The organism is Terriglobia bacterium (genome assembly GCA_020073085.1).
GTDB lineage: Bacteria > Acidobacteriota > Terriglobia > JAIQFV01 > JAIQFV01 > JAIQFV01.
The window spans coordinates 18,353-37,572 of the sequence record JAIQFV010000024.1 but is presented as its reverse complement, the minus strand read 5'-3'; the positions used below and the strand labels follow the sequence as shown (position 1 = coordinate 37,572).

The 19,220-nt window shown below is 54.6% G+C and carries 14 protein-coding genes; 1 reads left to right on the top strand and 13 read right to left on the bottom strand.

Translation table 11 applies throughout. The features are described 5' to 3' along the window. Positions 1-102: 102 nt before the first annotated feature. The 4 genes from LAO21_18940 to LAO21_18925 form a co-directional block, all read right to left on the bottom strand. A complete protein-coding gene (locus LAO21_18940) occupies positions 103-1,074 on the bottom strand; it encodes an SDR family oxidoreductase (protein MBZ5554799.1) in 972 nt (323 codons plus the stop codon). Between the two features lie 205 nt (positions 1,075-1,279). After that, the gene (locus LAO21_18935; GenBank protein ID MBZ5554798.1) at positions 1,280-3,505 is read right to left on the bottom strand and encodes a hypothetical protein; all 2,226 of its coding nucleotides are present in this window, start codon (positions 3,503-3,505) and stop codon (positions 1,280-1,282) included. A 76-nt stretch (positions 3,506-3,581) separates the two neighbouring features. Next, positions 3,582-4,961, bottom strand: coding sequence for a glycosyltransferase family 4 protein (locus tag LAO21_18930; GenBank protein ID MBZ5554797.1), 1,380 nt, complete (start codon positions 4,959-4,961; stop codon positions 3,582-3,584). A gap of 14 nt (positions 4,962-4,975) precedes the next feature. Then, entirely contained in the window at positions 4,976-6,601 is a 1,626-nt protein-coding gene (locus tag LAO21_18925; GenBank protein MBZ5554796.1) for a glycosyltransferase family 39 protein, read from the bottom strand. A 452-nt stretch (positions 6,602-7,053) separates the two neighbouring features. On the opposite strand from LAO21_18925, the gene LAO21_18920 reads away from it, so the two are divergent. Further along, complete coding sequence (locus LAO21_18920) at positions 7,054-8,031, top strand: class I SAM-dependent methyltransferase (GenBank protein MBZ5554795.1); 978 nt, start codon at positions 7,054-7,056, stop codon at positions 8,029-8,031. A 262-nt stretch (positions 8,032-8,293) separates the two neighbouring features. Here the strand turns inward: LAO21_18920 and LAO21_18915 are convergent, their stop codons facing one another. The 9 genes from LAO21_18915 to LAO21_18875 all read right to left on the bottom strand — a co-directional run bounded on the left by LAO21_18915 (position 8,294) and on the right by LAO21_18875 (position 19,170). Further along, positions 8,294-9,508, bottom strand: a complete 1,215-nt coding sequence (locus LAO21_18915; protein ID MBZ5554794.1) for a radical SAM protein — start codon at positions 9,506-9,508, stop codon at positions 8,294-8,296. Then, complete coding sequence (locus LAO21_18910; protein ID MBZ5554793.1) at positions 9,483-10,748, bottom strand: glycosyltransferase family 4 protein; 1,266 nt, start codon at positions 10,746-10,748, stop codon at positions 9,483-9,485. The genes LAO21_18915 and LAO21_18910 overlap by 26 nt, the downstream gene beginning before the upstream one ends. A gap of 19 nt (positions 10,749-10,767) precedes the next feature. Beyond that, a complete protein-coding gene (locus LAO21_18905) occupies positions 10,768-11,979 on the bottom strand; it encodes a glycosyltransferase (protein MBZ5554792.1) in 1,212 nt (403 codons plus the stop codon). Between the two features lie 28 nt (positions 11,980-12,007). Next, positions 12,008-13,171, bottom strand: coding sequence for a methyltransferase domain-containing protein (locus tag LAO21_18900; GenBank protein MBZ5554791.1), 1,164 nt, complete (start codon positions 13,169-13,171; stop codon positions 12,008-12,010). A gap of 27 nt (positions 13,172-13,198) precedes the next feature. Then, positions 13,199-14,479 carry an ABC transporter ATP-binding protein gene (locus LAO21_18895; GenBank protein ID MBZ5554790.1) on the bottom strand — a complete coding sequence of 427 codons (1,281 nt, stop codon included), beginning with the start codon at positions 14,477-14,479 and terminating at the stop codon, positions 13,199-13,201. A gap of 12 nt (positions 14,480-14,491) precedes the next feature. Next, complete coding sequence (rfbB, locus tag LAO21_18890) at positions 14,492-15,499, bottom strand: dTDP-glucose 4,6-dehydratase (GenBank protein ID MBZ5554789.1); 1,008 nt, start codon at positions 15,497-15,499, stop codon at positions 14,492-14,494. Between the two features lie 661 nt (positions 15,500-16,160). Next, positions 16,161-16,616: a dTDP-4-dehydrorhamnose 3,5-epimerase family protein gene (locus LAO21_18885; protein ID MBZ5554788.1), complete on the bottom strand. Its 456-nt coding sequence runs from the start codon at positions 16,614-16,616 to the stop codon at positions 16,161-16,163. Positions 16,617-16,911: 295 nt separating this feature from the next. Then, positions 16,912-18,009: a DUF1972 domain-containing protein gene (locus LAO21_18880; GenBank protein ID MBZ5554787.1), complete on the bottom strand. Its 1,098-nt coding sequence runs from the start codon at positions 18,007-18,009 to the stop codon at positions 16,912-16,914. A 6-nt stretch (positions 18,010-18,015) separates the two neighbouring features. After that, entirely contained in the window at positions 18,016-19,170 is a 1,155-nt protein-coding gene (locus LAO21_18875) for an NAD-binding protein (GenBank protein MBZ5554786.1), read from the bottom strand. Between the last annotated feature and the right edge of the window lie 50 nt (positions 19,171-19,220).

The following is a 19,220-nucleotide window of genomic DNA, read 5'->3' as shown; positions in this document are numbered from 1 at the left end:
GCAAAGAACGCAGAACCTAATATGCATATCACATCACCAGGACTTTGTAGCTTAAAGAGGATCGTATCCGCCCTTGCCCACTCGTATAATTGTTTTCGCTTTTTACCTATTTTCCCTCTGCGCTCTCCGCGCCTCTGCGTTGAGGTTCGTCAGCTCCTCTTCGAAGTATCCGATCGTCTTCTTGAGTCCTTCGCTGAGCGAGGTGGTGGGTTTCCAACGGAGTTTCTTGCGGGCCAACGAGATATCCGGGCACCGCTGCCGTGGATCATCCTGGGGCAGAGGTTTGCGCACAATCTTCGATCGTGATCCCGTGAGCGTGATGACCTTTTTCGCAAGATCCAGGATCGTAAATTCATGCGGGTTTCCCAGGTTGACCGGGCCCATGAAGTGTTCACAACCCATGAAGCGGATCAGCGCGTCGATCAAATCATCCACGTAGCAAAATGACCTCGTTTGCGAGCCGGAGCCAAACACCGTGATGGGCTTGTTCTGGAGGGCTTGCACAATGAAGTTCGAAACCACCCGGCCATCATTCAGCGACATGCGCGGGCCGTAGGTGTTAAAGATCCGTGCAATCCGGATGTCCACGTGGTTCTGGCGGTGATAATCCATCATGAGGGTTTCCGCCACGCGCTTGCCTTCGTCATAGCAGCTTCGAATCCCGATGGGATTAACGTGTCCCCAGTACGATTCCCGCTGCGGATGCACATTGGGATCGCCGTACACTTCCGATGTGGACGCTTGGAGAATGCGAGCCCGGACCCGCTTGGCCATCCCCAGCATGTTCATAGTGCCGACGACATTCGCCTTCACCGTCTTGATGGCGTTGTACTGGTATTGAATCGGCGAGGCCGGACACGCCAGGTTGTAAATCCGATCCACCTCGAGGAGGATCGGATGGACAATATCGTGCCGGACAAATTCGAAGTTAGGATTGACGAACAAACCCTCGATGTTGCGTTTCGACCCGGTGAAGAGGTTGTCCACGCAGATGACTTCATCTCCCTGCTGGAGCAATCGCTGGCACAGATGAGATCCCAAAAAACCAGCTCCGCCGGTAACCAGTATTCGCATTCAACACACCCTTCTGAAGTGTTTCCCTTCGGTAATGCCTTGTAAAGCGTGATGGCGTCCAAGGCGAGTTCAGAGTGACAACGCTTAGGATAATGTATTATTGATGTGATTGCCGGTGATGTCAATCCGCAGAGAAGCTATTAGGCGCGATCCCAGTTCGACTCAGTTGAATGAAACAGCCGAAAATCTGACGCCCCATGGTCAGTTAGCGGAGTCCTATCAGGAGGCGATGCCCATCTAAGTCAGTGGGCCCATGATCGATCCTTAGCGGAGGATCGGGAGGAAGGCAAATCCCCAGCCCAATATGCCGTGCACCTGCCAATTGTTGAGTGGAAAGTTTTACGCGATCGCGCCACATCAGACCTTTCTTGATCTCGGCGTGTAGAACATCTTGCGGGTAATCCGCTTGGCTGATTATCTTGCCCGAGCTGTCCAAAACGTGGACGAAGTTAATGAATTCAAGCTTCTCGTCTTTCAGGCCTTCCCAGACTAACTCCATCTGTACTCCCTCCGGCAGCCTTTCCAGATGCATTCCTCGTAAGAGGAACTGATCGCCAAACCTGATGCCATGAAAAGCGACATCACTCGAATTGATGATCCCTTGCGCGGTTGTTGAATCGATCATGTCGACAGATGTTCCCTGCACAACGGCGCGGTCGAGCCACCTAATCCGCCGTTCGTGGGCTGAGGCGCCGGGCGTTCCCTGAAATTGCGGTTTGACCCAGAGCATGGCCTCCAAGAGAGATTGAGCTGGGGGCATTTCCTTTAAGTGCCATAACGTTACTGTATCCTGCAGGCCAGGCTGTTTGACCACATCCCGAAACCGGATTTCAAAAAAAGGGTGCAGGGGGCTGTGCAAATCAGTAATGAGGGAGTCTAATGCATAGAGCGAGGTCCAGATATCACCCGGCAGAGGGAGGGCCTTTTCTTTTTCTTTTGTGAGAAACCATCGGACGTTGAAAATAGACGTCAGATCAAAATTCGAACTGGTGAATGGCGCCGGCAAAATAGCAACGTCGGACCACGTATCATGGTTGATTTCGCGCATGGCAAGCTCAAGTCCCATCGGCTCAATAAACGCATCCTGGACGACCGTCATGACCTCCGCGCCCCTCTGAGAGCCTGGCACGCCGTGGAGTTCGCTCTGGAGATCCTTTGCTACTCGAAGCAAACCCACCTCCTCGGTTACGGGAGTCTGCTGAAAAGACAATGGGGCCACTGAAAGCAAAGTGCGCGCAAAGCGTGGGAATTGAATGCGACCGTATGCTTGTCCAATCCCCATCGCAAAGAAAATGCCCGCCAGGCCGGTCGCCACAGCCGTCCATCTTCGATCACAGCACACAATGATGAGAGCCGCTGTCACCACGAAGGGACATATGGCATAGAGGATCCTGGGATCTGTGGTGTATGTCAAAAAAAGATTGAAACCCATCCACCATAAGAAGGAAGCGGCAGTCGAGAGAGTAAGCCAGCCATGAAGCGATTGGCTCCTCTTCGTTATAACCCTGCAAACTACCAGCACCCATAACCACACCGGGAGAATCATATTTACGTAAATGAGAAATTGTTCGGTACTCAAACTCCAGCGCCAATACCCCCTCTCGCCCAACTGAAATTGTTTGATGACGGCCTGACCGTAAGGTGATCTCCAAAGGAAGAGGACCGCAACGCCTAAAAAAAGGTATGACATCGACCACCCCAAGAACTGGCGCCGCACTTCACGACTGGGGGCATCGAGAACGGCGGCTTCCCCGCGACTGAGGAGACGCCGGAAGGTATGCAAACCGGTCACGCCGACGATGCAATACAGGGGAAAAACAAACGATAATGCCATCGGCTTGATCAAACAAAGGATGAGCGTGCTGAGTACGCTCATCGCTGCGGTAAGAGGTATGTGAAGGCGCAGGTCCCAAAGGAGAAGCGCAAAAGTCAACAAGCCAAAGAATGCGAAATTTTGATCCATCATGTACATCCCTGTTTCGAGCCACAGAGCAGGTAAGCCGCCCAGAATCACCAGCGCGGCAGGCAGTACAAAACGGGATGAATTGACGAGTCTGGCCAAAAGATGCAATGCAAGGACTAACGCGCAGATTCTCAGTCCCAACCAGAAGAGCGCGATTGAGGGCGGATGCGCCCTTCCACCCAGAATGACCGCCGCCAGAAACGGCATCAGGGCCGGTAATTGACGCGGTTTGACGGACAGATATGTGTTTGGATTAACCAGAGTAAGGAATGATTCAGCATGCATGACCTTGTCGGAAATTCTGTACACCTTGGCGATGTAGCCGGCTTGATCAAAATAAGGCAGAGCTTTGTGTTTGAGGATCAGGCTACTGAAGGCAACCGTGTATAGAAGGACCACGAGATAGGTCGAAATCCAAAGCCATAGGGAGGCACGGGAGGGGGTGGACTGTTTGGGCCAGAATTCCATCCTTGATTCGCTCCTGAGGGGGAGGCTTGACGGTGTCCGTTGTCAGCCAAAAAAGGGCCGTTAATCGGCAATGGAGTCACTGCATCTTGCACAGTCTTGCGTAAATCTCCTCAAGTTCTCGGGCGTTGTCGGCAATAGTCTTAACCGGCGTTTCAGCGGAACCAAGTTCCTCTAGGAGAGCCGGCTCCTCCACTAGCCGGAGCATGGCGTTTGCCAGGCTCTTCGGATTTCCCATCTCAAACAGCAGCCCATTCACGCCATCCTGCACTGACTCCGCCATCCCCCCGCGGTCGGCCGTGATGACAGGGATTTGGGCCAGCAGCGCCTCTCGGATGGTGAGCGGAGCGTTCTCGAACCAAATCGATGGGACGATCAAAACGTCGATCTCTGAAAGAACCCTCCCTATTTCTTTGTTCGCAAATTTCCCTCTGAACTCGATGGGCAGCCCCTGTGCCTGCCGTTGCAGATTTTCAAAATAGTCCGGAAATCCCTCGAATTCTGCGGCTCCTCCGAAGATCTTGAGTTCCGCTCTCCCCGGAGGCATTTGCCTGAATGCCGCCACCAGCACATGCACCCCTTTGGAGGGAATGAGTGTCCCGACGAACCCAAAACGAACCTTGCTGGACGGTTGGCAGTCCTCGCGGCCGACGAGGCCGGGATCAATCCCGTTGTCTGAAAGGAGGATTTTCTCCGGGTCACAGCCGAACCTCACAAATTCGTCCCGAAGAAATACGGATGGGGAGATAAGAAGATCCGCTTCCTTCAAGATGCGGCGGCTATGTTGATGGAAGGCTTCAATCTCCCGGGATGGGTTGGGGCGTGTCAGGAATTTGAACAGCTTGCGCCGTGCTCGATTTAAAAGATTTCTCTGATCCTTGTCGGATCCAAATCGATCCGTGATGGCTTTGGCGTACGCCCCATCCATCCAGGGCTTCACACATTGGCCACACACCGAAGGAAGGACTTCCTCGCATAAACGGAGCGTGGGATGCAGTCGCTGACCCCTCAGACACATCATCCAGAAATCGTGAAGCGTGAGGACGAAGGGGATCGAATGTCGATGGGCGATATTGACGAGATTGGTCGAAAGACATGTTAGATGGTGGGCGTGGATGATATCCGGACGCCACTCCCCCAAGAAAGTTTCCATGATTTCGTCGACCTTGGGATTCCAGTAAATCCGTTCGAATCGATCCACATCCCGAAAATTATTATTGAGCCGAAACACCTCCAAACCGTCGACATTCTCTCGGAAAATCTTATACTCTGGTTCATCCGATCGGTGGGTTCGAGTGAGCACGCGAATTTCATGTTGAAGGCGCAGCTGCTGCGCCAGCCGAAAAACATAGTTTTCCGATCCCCCCCACGACTCCGGGGGAAACACATGAATTAAGTAACAGATTCGCACAATCTCGACTCCCCAATGGATCCGCTGAATCACCTTGCCAAAAGGCACTCCAGAGTTTGAGTCTATTCCTTTTCCCGCACGACCCGAAGAAGCGTCCCCGTGGAATGATCCGGCAAAGCATATGTTGCCAGCGGCACAAAATTGTCCGGGTGAAGAGAAACCAGATTCTGGATCTCCTGAGCGCGTTCCGTTGCAAAGGGCAAACCCAGATCTCCCGTCTTCACAAGAAGAAAATCAAAAGGACGCAAATCCTCTGGGGTCAGGGCCGGCGTGTCATTTCCAATCGCGGTGACCTGAGCGGGAATCCCCCGTTCAATCGCCTCCAAGGTCACCGAATTTGGATTGAATCGAAGGAGGAAGGGAAGTATCGCGATATGGATGGGTTTCAGGAGGGTCGACTGAGGCGATTCTAACCGCATCCGGGTCAGCATTTCTGGGATATGCCAGTCTTCCTTTTTCGGCCCCATCCCGAAATAGTTATTGTCTGACCAGACCAGCCAGTGGGTTTGTCCTGTATAGAATCCAATCTCCTGGCGAATGGGCGGCCAAGCGAACATTACGAACGTGTAATATGGGAATGCAGAGAGCATCAGCAGGAGCCACCCTGCGATCCGGATGGGGCGTCTCGAGATCCAGGTCAAGAGGCTGCACGTTAGCAAGGCGACGGCCGGGAGAACTGGCAAGGAATAGCGCATGTCTTTATTAAGCAGGAGAAAAGTCAAGACGGGGAGACTCCCGACGATCCAAGTGACAATGACGCCGCGGCAGAGCCGTTTCTCGTTCGTTGTTGCTGTTTGCTGTCTCTTTCTAAATAACCAAACCATTGCAGATGCGATGGCGACGACAAACAACGGGAACCCGATCTGGATGCAGCTCATGACCCAGGGATAGTAGATCGCCCCAATCAATGTCCACGGCATGGGATCTCCCTCGATGGGGGCCACCCGTTGATTGAGCGCGAGATTCGCCATGACCGCACGCCAGTGCAGCCCATACCAGGTAGACGCCACAAGCAGACCCGATCCGGCGGCACAGAGTACGTTCACCCACCGGTTTCGAATCTGGTCCCCCCGATGTTGAAACAGCACATACAGAGCCGGGGGGGCAAGAAAAATAACGACTGCCTGTTTCACCAAGAGAGCCAGGCCAATCGAGATTCCGACACCGATCGAAGCTCGACGTCGGGAGAACGCTTCGGTCTTCACCAGCTGCCAGGCACTCCAAGAAGTGATCCCCACCAATGCAAAATCAACGAAGGCCTCGTGGCGAAACTGCGCCAACGTGGCGTATAGCGCGACCAAAACGGCGGATCCCACTCCTACGGACAGGGTAAAGGCACGTCTTCCCAGTTGAATTACGCTGACCAGGAGAAACCACAGAGCGATCTCATTTGTCGCCACCGCCGCAATTGGCGGCCGACCAAGCACCCATATGAAAACTCCGGTCACCAGATGGTACAACGGCGGATACGTATACTCTCCGCCCTGGCCGACCTCAGTGTTCCAGGATTTTAATAGGTCATTGAGTGAAAATGGATGGAGCGAATGAGCAAAAGCAGCGGCTCGAATTAGGTGACCCGCCTGATCACACCCTTGAGGTTGTCGGTCATAAAGAATCCACCAGACATCAACGGCTGCAAACGCGACCCACAACAGGAATGCCCACAGGTATACGGCCCTGGTGGACATGCTATAATTTCGGTTCGCAGTCTTTTTGAATGTCATCTCAGGTTCGGGGGGCAATCCTGTCTCGGATCGCTGGAGACCATGGGTGCGCTGCCTGGCTCATTCGATCGACCCTGTGAGGCCCCCACGAACCGGGGAGCCACAGGAATCTAAGCGGACACGCAAACGCCAGCGGACCAAGCAGGTGCGAGAGTCGGCGATCCCACATGCTTCTTGCTCAGGAAAGACCTTCGAGCGGATTTTACCATATCATCCACATGAGGGTCCTCTTGTTCGCGATACTTTCAACAAAAGCCCTATCCCAACCGGGTGGAGCTCTTAGGTGCGACTCAATAGAAACTGCAGGGTGACAAAGATTTGACGGGCCCAGATGACAGAAGGGATTCTGGCTTCTTCACGCGCCTGAACTTCACCTCGGGCCCCGCCGAAGCTCAGAGAGGAGGCAAGCGTTCAGAATGAAAAGCGATGATTCATCCCTCAGCAAGGTCTCAAAATGGTGGGATCAATCCCCCGAAGAGTTGGAACAGAGATCCCTCATTGCTTGGATGGAGCATGAACATATCAAGAGGCATATCAACCGGAGAACGACGGGGGATGAATCGCTCGACTGGTTCAGGTACATCCTCCAACAATACTTCCCCACCCCTGTAAACCGTGCTCTCTCGCTGGGCTGTGGAGACGGAGGATTGGAACGTTATGCACTTCATGCCGGGGCGGTCGCTATTTTTGATGCTTATGATGCCTCCTCGGGAGCCATTGAGACCGCAAGGAAGACCGCTGAAATTGAAGGCCTTCTCCCTCGGATCAATTATGCGGTTGCGGATTTGAACCAATTACAGGTGCCGATAAACCGGTATGAAGCTGTCTTTGCCTCAATGAGCATCCATCATGTTCAAGCTTTAGAAGCAGTATTTGAAGGAGTACGAAACGGATTGAAACCATCAGGCTATTTCATCTTGAACGAATATATCGGTCCCACGCGATTTCAACTTCCGCCGATCCAAATAAAGCTGATTAATGATCTCTTGAATATCCTGCCACAAGATTTACGCCGGATCATTCGTGAAGGAAAGGTGACCACGGAGATAAAGAGCGGGCATCAAATCCACCCCCTCTCCTGGTTTGATGACAACGATCCTTCCGAGGCCGTCCGGTCCTCCGATATACTCCCCCTCCTGCAACGCTTCTTTCGCATCATCGAATTCAAACCGTATGGGGGAACCCTGCTTCAATTCATATTGGAGAACATTGCGGGCAACTTCGATGAGAAGCAAGCGGAACACAGGGCCTGGCTTGATGTGCTGGCATACCTCGAAAACACTCTCGAAGACGCCGGCCTCATCGGCAGTGACTTCGCATTGATAGTAGCGTCCCAAAAAACCTTAGGATCCAAAGACAAATCCCCAGCTTTCGTCACGGGGTCGCTTGGATGATATCCACCGGAAACTATGGCCGACACTCCCATTGGCGTTTTTAGGGGCGCCGGCGCACTTCTCAGTTGAGAAATGCCGATTCTCGAATCGAATCTGGATGGGTCAATTTCCCGCCGAGCCCTCCATCAATTCGGCAGCCTTGCAGCCTGGTGTCTGCGGGGGTGGCAATCGGGGGCCTCAACGAACGGTTGAAAAGGTTTCTTCGGAGGAAAGAAGGAGTTGCGCCCATGGGAGGAGCGCCAAGGTCGGTCACATTTGACACTTAAAGACTCGCCCGGAGGACGGTACCCGGCGGACCATCGTATGATGATCGGCCTCCCGCGGGGACCATCGTCAACAACTCATCTTGACTTCGGCTGTTCGCTTTGTTCTGTGGAATAATGAAGGCCCGCTCGGTGCCACTTTGAATATGAAAAGGATCAATGCAGCAGTTCGCACAACACGCGAGTTTCTTCTGACTGCCCAGGCTGGCCCGCATCCAGCGGTAATTTTGGCCATTCCAGATGTCCCAAAAACTCTTTTCTTTCAGATTATCCACGACCGGCCGACCGGAGACGCAACAGGTAGGAACATCCCCATCGAGTTCGAGGTAACTCCGTCGCCATAGAAAGGAACAATCCAGCGGGGGTCCGCTCGCGCGGGATGCGGCTCGGAGGCGACTGACTGTTGCGCCATCCGCCAGATCATATTCGGGTGGGAGGTAAGCAGTCAGTCCGATCTCGGCAGCCCGCCTTCGGGCTCGCCCCAGGCATTCATTCGCCAAGGCCTTGTGATAAATCAACGACTGGTTACGCATGTGTTCGTCGAAGACCACCACATGAGTTCCGGCAATTGAATCCGCCTGGAGCGTGTGGGCCAAATCTACAAACGCCGGAAATTCCTCGATGTTTTCTCGCATGAGAACATACGTGAAATTCAAATGCGGCCGAAGGCCTACGGGAAGCCTTTCTCGAAGCCGATTCAGGGATTTGACATTGTCAATCACTCGATCGTAGTCCGCCCCAGCGCGCCATTTTTCAAAGGTCTCCTTTCGAAACCCATCAAAGGAGACTGTGACCCACTGGAGCAAGCCCAGCATTTTCCGGACGTTCCTTTCTGTCAGCAACGTGCCATTCGAATTGATTTCCAGGCCCACCCCATAAGCCTCCAGCACATCGCACACCGCATCAAAATTTCTCGACATAATCGCCTCTCCAGAAACGGAAAGGCAGACCCGCTTCACCCAAGGAAAAGTCTCTCGAGCCAGCTTTTCAAACAAGGCCATCTCCATATCCACATGCCGTTTTGCGTAAGTGTAGTTGTACTCCGGACTGTGAATCTGGCAGTGCGGGCATCGCAGATTGCAGCGATTCGTATTCTCGACCGTGAAGTGAACCGGCAGCCCGTGACACACCACCGCGCGGGAGCACTCCTGCTCGTCCACGTAACGGGCATTCAACTCCTTCAGCCGATTATACCGATCGTTTAAGCGTCTCATAGAGGTGTTCCATTTCCACTGCATTCTCCTCAATCGTCTTCACTGCGGGAAACTGGTCGAGGGCGGCCACCCGAGACCGATCTTGCTCCAACATCGACAGCTTTCGGTAGAGGTCTTCACTGTTCCCAAACTCAAAATGAAGTCCATTCGCGCCGTCCTGAACAAACTCGGCCATTCCACCCAAGCCCGCCGCTACCACGGGGACTCGAGCCAAGGAGGCTTCGTGGATGGTTAAAGGAGAATTTTCGTACCACAGCGAGGGTATCACAAGGACATCGATCTCTGATAGTACTTTGGCGATCCGGTCATTCTCGAACCGGCCGCAGAAGAGGATTCGAGGGTCCCCCTGCGCCATCCCCCTGATACGCCTCCCGTACTCCGGCTGAACCATAGTATCGCCATAGAATTTAAGCACGGCGTTCCCCTCCAGTCGACGGAAGGCCTCAATGAGAAGATGGATCCCCTTGTGTTCCATTTGGGATCCAATGTAACCGATCCGGAATTGGGACGATTCAGTCTTCTGGTACCCGAGGAATCGTGTGACGTCGTAGCCATTATCGGAGGCGATGATTTTCCGTGAAGGGATTCCAAACTCAATCATATGCTGGCGCAAGAAATTCGAGGGGGAAATAAACAAATCAATCTCTCGAATCACCGTCCGAAGATACTGGCGACGGTAGGCAAACAACGGGGCAAAAAGGTGCGAGAGCCGGGCGTCAAGACCCATCTGGGGGGATAGTTCCATACAGCGCCCACAACGCCACCCGCCATAGGAATGTGTACAAATCTGTTTCTGGTAGTCGTACAGGTTAATCCTCGGGCACATGAGCCAATAATCATGCAAGGTCATGACCACGGGAATTCGGGCCTGTTTGGCGTGGCGGACGATGGCTCCGGAGACATTGTGCAAATGCTGAGCATGGACGATTTCGGGTCGAAACTCCCTAAGCATCTCTCCAAACCGCATCCCCACCCAATCGTCTTTGAACGAATAGGCGGCTTGTCCGATCCAGTAGAGGCGACCCCAGGCGTCCGGAGTGTGATGAACACGGTAGACGGGAATGGAATCATACTCTTCCCAGCGGGCCTGTCCGCCGTCGGGCCCGCCTCCATACTCAAAGGCAAAGACCCTGACCTCGTGTCCGAGTTGCTTCAGTGCCTTTGAAAGAGAATGGGTGTAAATCTCGCTTCCAGCTTGATGCTTCGGCAGGTACTGGTGAATCACCTGAAGAATTTTCATGAGGCCTTCAACGGCATATCTAAATTCCCTGGGAAAGGCTGGCGCCAAGCATTCTCATGGACTCGCTGAGCTTCTGGTTCTTGTTGCACCAATAATAATATTTACTCAGCACGTCCCCGGCGGCACGTGCTGCCACATTGAGAAACAAAAACTGGAGTTCTTCCTGCTTCAACGAAGGGTACCGCCTCAGCAATTCCTTCATGGTAAAGTTGAAGCTCCCACGCAGGGGATCCTCACTCGCAGGCACACCCGGGGGAACAACCACCCGCCCTGATGTCAGGCGGCCAAACAGTTTCTTCAAGACCGCTGCAATTCCCGGTCCTTCCTTGTCAATCGCGGGAGTAACGGCATTCAGGGGGCGGAACTCGAGTGGTGGAACCTCCACGGTCATCCCCGGCGAGGAGTCTTGTGCCCGTTGGATCAACTCCTCCACTTGTATAGCGAATGCCAGCATATCATTGAACAGCGTCACATCCGTGTAGCGTGAATAGTCTTCCGCTTCAGACTCCAGCACTTGCATCACTCGCTTGGTAGTCACAAAGTGCCGCTTCAACCGGTATAGGGCCGGCCGAGTGTGGGAGTGAATCACCGCCGCCTTGGGCTCGTGCACGATCCGGTAACCCGCCCTCATCACCTCGAGCGCCCACTCCATGTCTTCGGCGAATTCAGCCGGCCTGAAGGGGATCTGCTGCCACACCGACTTTCGGATGGCTGAACTCACGTTATCGAAGAGGGCGAGGTCAAAGCGTCCCATGAAATCCCGACGCAAGAAGTCGTCCCAGGAGGAGAGCGATTTGACCCGGGTTCCCTTATTAAAGATCTTATTGTGCGTCTCGACTTCCCAGGTGGCGAGTAAATCGGCGTCCGGCCGCGCCACCTGGATTCCGAAGGAGCCGGCCACTTGGGCATCGCTTGAGAACCACTCCGTGAGCCGGCGCAGCCATTGTGTGTCTGCCGCCACGGCGTCCTGAACGGTCAGGACAATGATTTCTCCGCTCGCTTCCTGAATGGCGCGATTTCGAGTCTCTCCGTGGTTGAACGAACTGGGCTGAACGTGCAACACGTTTGCCCCCAAGCGCTCGGCGAGGGGAACGGTTGAATCTGTCGACCCCGAATCAATGATCACCAATTCGGTCTCGGCATCGCTCTCCTGGCTTCTCAGGCGCGCAAGGGTGGTCTCAAATTCAGGCCCTGCGTTCTTCGTGGGGATGACAATGGATATTCTTGTCACAAATCGATTGAACGAGCGGAGTGGTTCTTCAAGAGGCTGGTCCGCGCCTGAATAGCAGTCGCAAAGGGCGCACAAATGCCCGGTAGGCTCGCCACATCAGGGTGCTCTTGACCTTGATCTCGAAATCGCGCAGGATTTGGACTGCTTGCTCCAAGCCCATGATCCGCGCCTCCTTGTCCTGGATAAGTAGATCGCGGGCGACAATGGCCTGATCCTTGTCCGTGATGGTCCGATCCTTGCCTTCGATCACCTGATGCAGCACGGCGATATGATTTTCTTTTTCCTGGATGGCCAGATCCCGCTGGGCGATCCGATTATCCTTGTCAATGAGCAGGTTTCCGACATTGCGGAGGTGGCCATGCAACGAGTCGATCATCGCAAGGAGTTCCCGATTATATTGTTCCAGCTCTTTGGCAACTGTTTCGGTGTTGTCGTTTAAACAGGAAAGCCCCAGGCCTTCCACTTCAGGTCCCAGCTGCTCCGCCGAGCACACCGCAACGGCATACTTGGTGTGTCCTTCGACCCGCGCCAGACGGAGGGACGATTTCTCCCGTTTCGCTTCAACCTCGATGAGTTCAGGCCGGTATTCGACGTCCTTTGACGGCGACGCGATTCTCCACAACACGGACCCCAGGCACAGGCTTTGGGCAAACAGGATAACGTGTGAAAAATTCTTCCGCAGCAAACCATCAAAACCCCGGAGATACAGTTCTTTTAAGTGGAACGGATTTTCGAATCCTTCCCGATCGGAATAGAACTCCTTGTCCGGAGAAGAAACCACGAACACCCCGCCCGGCTTGAGCAGTCGATGAACCTCCCGCAAGAGCTCTTCGTGCTCGGCGATGTGCTCGATCATCTCGAAACAGACGACAAGATCAAAGTGCCGTTCGGGCAAACCGGTCTTTCGACAGTCGCCAGACAGGAAGTTCAGATTCGCCCGTGGGTAGCGCAAGCGGGCGTGTTCAACCGCCTCCGGCGAAAGATCGATCCCAGTGACGTGTTCGGCAACTTCCGCGAGCAGGCTCGCGCCGTAGCCTTCGCCGCAGCCGAGATCCAGGACCACCTTTCCATGGGCAAGGCTCTGCGCAAAAAAATAGCGGTGATAATGCTCGTAGGCGATCCGCGCCCCGCCTTCACCGGGAACAAACCGCTCGCCGGTAAATGTCAAGTCTGTCTTGGTCGAGTCTGTCATAGAATTCACCGCACAGGCACAGCGCAACTAATGCACTTTAACTGAAATGTTGAACCGCATCAAACCGTGGATCAATTCGCCGGTTTCAATGGAAAAGACCACGGCATTGTCGATCCAGTCGCACATGGTGTGACGGAAGGCGGTTCCCTCAGCGACCGCGGGGGAGATAGAATAATTTCCCGGCCGGAGGTGCGGCAGCTGAACTTCAAAATCCGCCGTGCGAATTTCCCCGGGCTTGACCCGGCCCAGCGGCGCATTGTCATAGTCAGTGTTGGTGGCCGACAAATCAACCCCCAAGGGGTCGCGGATGATGAATCCAATGATGGGTGTTTCCAGGGCGTCCTTGAACCGCGCGGAGATCTTGACCTGCATCCGCTCGCCGGGCGCAAAGCTCCTTTTCGGAATTCCCTCCTCGCCCGAAATCTCGATGCCCAGCAACTCGGCCCGGCCGTCTCCAAAGCGATGGTCCACGTTGGGGATCGTGGAGACCACCGCCTCCGGCGGAATATCAAAGAAGTTCTTCGACTCCCCGAAATCTCCATTCGATTTTGAGCTGAACTCGGCGGCATAGCGCTTTTCCCGGGTATACATGAGCTCCAGATATTTCTGAACCATCGAATCCGCGTCGCCCGACGCCACCTGCCGGCCTCCGTCGAGGAGGATCACCTCGTCGCAGAGCCGTTTGATGGCGGAGTTATCATGGGACACAAAGAAGATTGTCTTCCCCTCGTTCCTCAGCTGCAGGATCTTGTGCATGCAGCGATGCTGAAAGATGCCGTCGCCCACGGCAAGCGCCTCGTCAATGATCAGGATTTCCGGCTCGACGTTGATGGCCACGGCAAACGCCAGCCGCACAAACATGCCGCTCGAGTAGGTCTTGACCGGCTGGTCGAAGAACTCGCCGATCTCCGCAAACCGCTCGATGGAGCCCAGCCGGGATTCGATCTCACCGCGACTCAATCCCAGTAGCGCCCCATTAATAAAAACGTTTTCCCGGCCGCTGAATTCCGGATTAAAACCTGAACCCAACTCCAGCAAGGCCGAGATCCTCCCCTGAGTCGTCACCGTCCCGCGGGAGGGCTGCAAAATGCCGGCCACGAGCTGAAGCAGTGTGGATTTCCCCGAGCCATTCACGCCGATGATGCCAACGGTCGTGCCCCGCTCCACCTCGAAGCTGACATCCTCCACCGCCCAGAAATCCTTATGGCGATTCAGCCGGTTGAACGAGAGGAGTTCCTGCAGACGCGCCGAGGGCTTGGAATAAATGCGATAGCTCTTCGAAAGGTGTTCCGCGCGAACGGCAATCATAGCCTGCCCTTTTTAACGATTGCTGTACATGCGCTCATAGTAATTCCGATATTCACCACTCGTGACTTTGTCAAGCCAGGTCTTATTCTCCAGATACCAGCCGATGGTCGCCCGGAGCCCTTCTTCAAACGGGGTCTCGGGTTTCCAGCCCAGCTCACGAAAAATCTTGCTGGCATCGATAGCATAACGCCGGTCATGGCCGGGCCGGTCTTTCACAAAAGTGAGAAGCGACTCCGGCTGCCCCAGGTGGCGGAGAATTAATTTGGCGATATCGATGTTTCGCCATTCATTGTTTCCGCCGATGTTGTAGACCTCGCCCGCCCGACCCCGGCGCAGCACGAGATCAATGGCCCGGCAATGGTCGCGGGCAAACAACCAGTCCCGGACGTAAAGGCCATCCCCATAAACAGGCAAGGGTTTTCCCTGCCGCGCGTTGTTGATCATCAGGGGAAGAAATTTCTCGGGAAATTGATACGGACCATAATTGTTGGAACAACGCGTGATAATGCCCGGAAACGCGAAGGTGTGCACGTAGGCCTTCACCAATAAATCCGAGGCAGCCTTTGATGCCGCATAAGGGCTGTTTGGACGGAGCGAAGTCTCTTCAGTGAAAAAGCCGGTATCGGGAAGTGAGCCGTAAACTTCATCGGTGGAAATTTGGAGGAATCGAGCGACCTTGTTCCCGCGGGCTGCTTCAAGCAGACAATGGGTCCCCAAAACATTGGTTTCAATAAACGACCGCGCATCCTCAATGGAACGATCCACGTGAGTTTCGGCGGCGAAATTCACCACGGCGTCCAGCCCGGCGGACACAAGCTTTTCAACAAGGGTGCGATCACAAATGTCGCCGCGGACAAAGGTGTAGTGAGGATGCGTCTCCAGGTCCCTGAGGTTATCGAGGTTTCCGGCGTAAGTGAGCTTGTCGAGATTCACAATCTCTGTATCAGTATAGCTCTCGAGCATGAACCGAATAAAATTCGATCCGATGAAGCCTGCTCCGCCGGTGACGAGGATTTTCATGAGTTCGATCCAGCCAAATGCTCTACGAATACTTTCTTGCGGTGGCCCTGAGACCTCAACCGAAGCCAGAGGCCAGAAGCCAGACGCCGGAAACCGGAAGTCGGAAGTCCGACGCCAGAGGTCGGAAGCAAGAGGCCGGATACCAGAAGCCTGACGTCGGAAGTCAGAAGTCGGATAGAAGTTCTACTCGCTCCCGAGTAAGAGGTCGACTCTTCATTCTTATGTTCTTAGTTATCCGGTCAGGAATCTGATTTCTAAATTCCGACATCGGGCTTCCGGCTTCACACTTCCAACCTACGATTTCTGACCTCTAACCACCGACTTCTGACTTCTGTTGTCTTTTATCTCACTTCCGACTTAAAAGAGGGCGCACATCAGTGCGCCCCTACAGAAGAATTCCGGCTTCAGGCTTCCGAGCTCTGATTTCTAACTTCAGGTTTCCGGCGTCTGGCTTCTGGCCTCAGGCTTCTGGCCTCTGGCTTCTGGCCTCTGGCTTCTGGCCTCAGGCTTCTGGCTTCTGGCCTCAGGCTTCTGGCTTCTGGCCTCAGGCTTCTGGCTTCCTTCCCCTACCACCTATCACCTATTACCTATCACCTATTACCTACCCCCTGGCAGCCGCCAAAAAGCCGGCGGACCTTCGGCCTGACACCCGAAACCTCATTCACCCCATCTGAATATCCCAATCATACGGAACCTTCCGGCTGTTGTACGGGACGCGAAATTCATCCGGGTTCTTGTAATGATAGACCTCGGTCGGTGCGTTAATGACGATGCACTCGGTTTCGCTGATGCACTTAAATCCATGAAACACCCACGCCGGAATCTGCACCAGGATCGGGTTGTGCTCCCCCATGAAGAATTCGTTGATTTCGCGATAAGTTTTGGACTTCTTCCGCGAATCGTAAAGCACCAGCTTCATCATCCCCCGGGCAACCACAAAATTATCGATCTGCTTCTTGTGATAATGCCACCCTTTTACGACCCCGGGATACGCCGTCGTGACGTAGATCTGGCCGAACTTGATATAAATATCGTCATCATTGCGCAGGACTTCCATTAACCGGCCCCGTTCATCAGGAATAACCTTCAACGCCTTGACTCGAACCCCGTCTATCATTAATTCTCCTTATTTTAGGACATTTATTAACGCAGAGACGCCGAGGTCGCCGACTCATTTGGTAACCCCTGTGCCCGCTGCGGAGCGGATTTCTGTGCCGTGGGCCTTTCGCAGCACTCACGCAAAATACATGATTTGGTAGCCCCGGTGAGCGCTCTTCTCACCGGGGGATCTTGTGTGAATGCCCGCAAAAGCGCCCGGCAAAAAAGATGCCTAGGCTACCGGAGCTTTAACCCCACAACTTCAGCGTCCTCTGCGTCTCAGCGGTGTATAAATCCCAAGACAGTTAAAGTATCTAGTTTCTCATGAGGGAGTCAAACAGTTTTTCGTAAGCCGTAGTGATGGCATCCCAGGAATAACCGCTCTCGACGCGCTGTTGTGCCAGCATGCCAAGCCGGTGCACGTCGAATTTCCCGTCGGCCATCCCCTGCAACGCCTCCACCAACTTCGCCTCCTCGTTCATGTCCAAGAGAATCCCCGCCTCCCCCACGACCTCCTCATTTTCAGCGGTATCGTGAACAATGACGGCGTTGCCGTGGCCCATCGCCTCCACCAGGGCGGGATGGGTGCCTCCCACCTCCGTGGCATGAATATAGCACAGCGCATTCGCCTGCAGTTCATGATAGCCCAGGCCGTAGACGGCGCCTGCAAAACGGATGCGGGGATCCCGGGTGGTCTTCAGACCGGACACATAGTCGGCGCTGTAGGGGGCATCGCCCACGATCACCAGCGGCAGCCGGGTGTCGGCCTTTTCATACGCGCGAATGACAAGATGGGCATTATTTTCAGGCTCGAGACGGCTCACATAAAGGAAATAGCGTTTCGGCTCGAGGCCCAGGCGGGTGAGGGTCCCCTCGCTCGCGTCATGCTCCACGGTGGCCCCATAAGGGATGAAGGTTGAATCAGCGCCGTAGCGGGAAAGGTAGTATTCCTGAATGGCCACGGCGTCGGTCACAATAGCGTCGGGGAGCAGGGTGGAAAGCCGCTCGGAAATACGGTAGTAAAAACGCCCGGCCGCATTCCATTTTTTGCGCTTGCGTTCCAACCCATTCACGTTGAGTGCCACCCGCGCCCCAGTGAGACGCGGCACCCAGGAAAAAAGGGCGTTGGCGGCGTTGCAGATCAGCACGCAGTCGTAGTTCTTACTGAGGGAATCGAGGGCACAAAGAAAGGTATGGACAACTGTATCAAAGTACTTGGTCCGGATTGTCGGCAGGACGGTGAGGTGAACCCCGCGGTAGGAAGTAAGGTTGGGATCGACGTAATGGGACCGGCCGTAGACGGTGACCTCATGCCCCCGCGCAGCCAGTCGCCAGCCCAACTCCTCGGCGAACGTTTCGAACCCGCCATAGTTCGCCGGAATGCCCCGGATGCCCATGATCGCAATCTGCATGAGCGGTTATCCCAACAAGACCCGTCTCACCTCGGGTTCAACGGCTTCCTTCATGAGGACCAGGACCACATCGTCCCGGGCAAAAACGGTATCGCCGCGCGGTACGACTGCATCCTTGGCGCGCAAGATGGTGACGATATTGGAATCCTTGGGCATCGTGAGCTGCCGGATCTGCCGGCCAATCACCGGAGACTTGTCTTCCAAATCGTATTCCACCATTTCCAACTGGCTTGCCTTAAAGTCCAGGAGCGTCTTGATGGTGCTCATCGGTAGTTCCCGCTCGATCATCTGCGCGATGATGCCGGTGGAACTGACCGTCACGTCCACGCCCAGCCGTTGAAGGATCGGCTCATTCCTCGGGTTCTTCACGCGGGCGATGGTCTTCTTGACGCCGAACCGGGATTTCGCCACCTGGCAGGCAATCAGGTTGTCGTGATCGTGGTTCGTTACTGCCAGGAATACATCCGCCCGGTTCGCGCCCGCCTGTTCGAGGATGGGTGTGGTGGACCCGTCTCCAAAAATAACGTTGCAGTCGATCTGATGAATAATGGCGTTGTATTTTTCCGGGTCGTCCTCGATGATGGTCACCTCATGCCCTTTTGCCATTAAATTCCGGGCGAGGTAATACCCCACCAGGCTCCCGCCCAGGATGATGATGTAATAATTTCCCCCCTGCGTCGCCACGCTCTTGACGGGCTCCTTGACCTGCTTGATCATCTCGTCGTGCGCCTTCTTCCAGGCCCCCTTGAGATCCGACAGCGGGGATTTCGTGATTTGGGAGGCCAGGTACTGAGCACCCGCCACGGTCAGGCAAAAGGTCTCGATCCCGGCCTCGTGGTAACTCAATTCGCGGCTGGGGTCGTATATCATGGCGAGCACCTTGGGAACATTGAAGACTATTCGAGCCATCTGGGCGACCATCAGATTGGTGTTTTCGTCGCGCGTCGTCGCAAACAGAACCTCCGCGTCTTCAATGCCCGCTTCGCGTAGCACCTCGGCATCGATCGCGTCGCCAATAATGAGGCGGGTGGGCACTGAAGCCAGCGGGTGATCGGCCAGATGGCGCTCCTGGTCAATGACGATGACCTCGTGTTCCTTGGGGTTGAGTTGCTGGACAAGCTGGGTCCCCACCCGTCCAAAACCCACAATGAGGATTCGCATGAATTCTTTCCGTTCCCTTTCTCGGCTCCCACGACGCCGTGAAAACCCGG